General features: G+C 74.1%; 2 protein-coding genes. Both read right to left on the reverse strand.

Annotated elements, in window-relative coordinates; all coding sequences use genetic code 11:
- Positions 1 to 1,096, reverse strand: a 1,096-nt coding sequence (locus tag V7E09_RS15310) for an AMP-binding protein (protein ID WP_324523699.1), incomplete at its 3' end; no start/stop codon positions are given.
- Between the two features lies 1 nt (position 1,097).
- A complete protein-coding gene (locus tag V7E09_RS15315; RefSeq protein ID WP_324511474.1) occupies positions 1,098 to 2,036 on the reverse strand; it encodes a 1,4-dihydroxy-2-naphthoyl-CoA synthase in 939 nt (312 codons plus the stop codon).
- Between the last annotated feature and the right edge of the window lie 235 nt (positions 2,037 to 2,271).

Genomic DNA, 2,271 nt, shown 5'->3' on the forward strand with positions numbered 1-2,271 from the left:
CGCGGGCCGCGTCCAGGTGGACGTCGGGGTCGGTGGTGAGGGCAGTGACGCGCTGCCCCCAGTGCGGGTCGGGCAGCCCGACGACGAGCCATTCCCCGCCCAGCGTGCTGAGTGCCGCCTCCACCACGAGGGGGGAGACGTTGGTGCCACCGCTGAGCAGGACGTCGTCGGCGCGCCCGGACACCTCGAGGCGGCCTTCGCGCAGGATCCCCAGATCGGGGGTGACGAGCCAGCGGCGGCCGCCCTGCCAGACGAACGGCTGGGCGTCCGCGGGCGCGTCGAGGTAGCCGAGCGCCAGCGTGGGCCCCGCGAGCAGGACGCGACCCACCTGTGCGGGCTCCGCGCCAGCGAACCCGGCCTCCGGCGGCGCCTTCGCCGGAGGCGCGGCATCGCCGTCGACGTGGATGCGCACGCTCACCCCGTCGAGCGGGACGCCGTCGTAGACGCAGCCGCCCGCCGTCTCGGTGGAGCCGTAGGTGCGCACCACCCGCACCCCGGCGGCCCGCGCGCGGGCGGCCAGGTCGGGAGGCAGGGCGGCCCCGCCGACGAGCACGGCGTCGAACCGGGACAGCGCCTCGGTGCCCGCGGCGAGGGCGGCGTGCAGTTGGGTGGGAACCAGCGAGAGCGCCGCCCGGCCCGGGGTCAGCGCGTCGACGGCCGCCTCGAACAAGGCGGCGTCGAAGCCGGACGCGGGGGCGTAGACCACCGGGGGGAGAACGGCCAGCGCGCTGCGCAGCACAACCTGGAATCCGGCGACGCCGTGGATCGGCAGGGAGGTCACCCACTGGCAGGGCCCGCCCAGGCGCGCCAGCGTCGCGGACGCCGACGCGACCAGGGCGTCCAGGGTGAGCCCGACCAGGTGCCCGCGGCCGTCCGTGGAACCCGACGTGGCGATGATGACCTCCGCGTCGCTGTCGGCTTCCCGCAGCCGGGTTAGCGCGTCGGCGTAGGCGGGCGCATCGGGCGCCATCAGCAAGGTGGGGGCCCGATGCCGCGGGTGCGACTCCCGGGCACGGAGCTGCGCGCTCAGGTGCGTGTAGAGCGCGGCGACCGCTTCCGCGCCGGTGCCGCCGCCACCCCAGGACGGGGCGAACATGTCAGTAGTAGTAGGGGTAGTCGGCCCAGTCGGGGTCGCGGCGCTCCACGAACGCGTCCCGGCCCTCTTGGGCCTCGGCGGTCATGTAGGCCATCCGGGTCGCCTCCCCGGCGAACACCTGTTGCCCGGCCAGGCCGTCGTCGGCCAGGTTGAAGGCGTACTTCAGCATCCGGATCGCCTGGGGGGACTTGGTGGCGATGATCGCCGCGTACTCCAGGGCGAGGGTCTCGATGTCGTCGTGGTCGGCGACCTCGTTGACCACCCCCCACCGTTCGGCGTCCTCCGCGGAGTACTCCCGGGCCAGGAAGAAGATCTCGCGCGCCCGCTTGTCCCCGGCCTGGCGGGCCAGCAGCGACGAGCCGTAGCCCGCGTCGAAGCTGCCCACGTTGGCGTCGGTCTGCATGAACCGGGCGTGCTGCCGGGACGCGATCGAGAGGTCGCACACCACGTTGAGGGAATGCCCACCGCCCGCGGCCCAGCCGCTGACCACGCAGACCACGACCTTCGGCATGGTGCGGATCAGGCGCTGCACCTCCAGGATGTGCAGGCGTCCCGCGCGTGCCGGGTCGATCTGCTCGCGGCGGGTGGCCGGGTCGGCGGACGCGTCGGCGCCGACGGTCTCATACCGGTAGCCGTCGCGCCCGCGGACGCGCTGGTCGCCCCCGGAGCAGAACGCCCAGCCGCCGTCCTTGGCGGAGGGGCCGTTGCCGGTGAGGATCACCGTGCCCACATCGGAGGTCATGCGGGCATGATCCAGGGCCCGGTAGAGCTCATCGACGGTGTGCGGGCGGAAGGCGTTGCGGACTTCTGGCCGGTCGAACGCCACCCGGACGGCCGGCAGGTCGGCGCCGTGGTGGTCCACCGCGCGGTGGTAGGTGATGTCGGTGAAATCAAAGCCCTCGACGGCGCGCCACCGGGTCGGATCGAACGGGTTGCCCATGGTCGGTCAGCCTACGGCAGGCCGCCGGGATCGGGCCCGGCGAGGCGGCGCCGGTACACTCGCCGCTTGTGATCCCTCAGCCGTTCGATGCGTCCTCGGGTTCGCCCGGTCGCACCGTCGTCGAGCCGCTCGAGGACTCCCTACGTCGCGGCGTCCCGCTGGTGTGGGCCAGCGGATCGGGCTCGTCACGTCGGGCCCTGCTGGGCTGGGGACAGGCTCACCGCGTCACCGCGCA

It is taken from the genome of Propioniciclava sp. (assembly GCF_036744435.1).
GTDB lineage: Bacteria > Actinomycetota > Actinomycetes > Propionibacteriales > Propionibacteriaceae > Propioniciclava.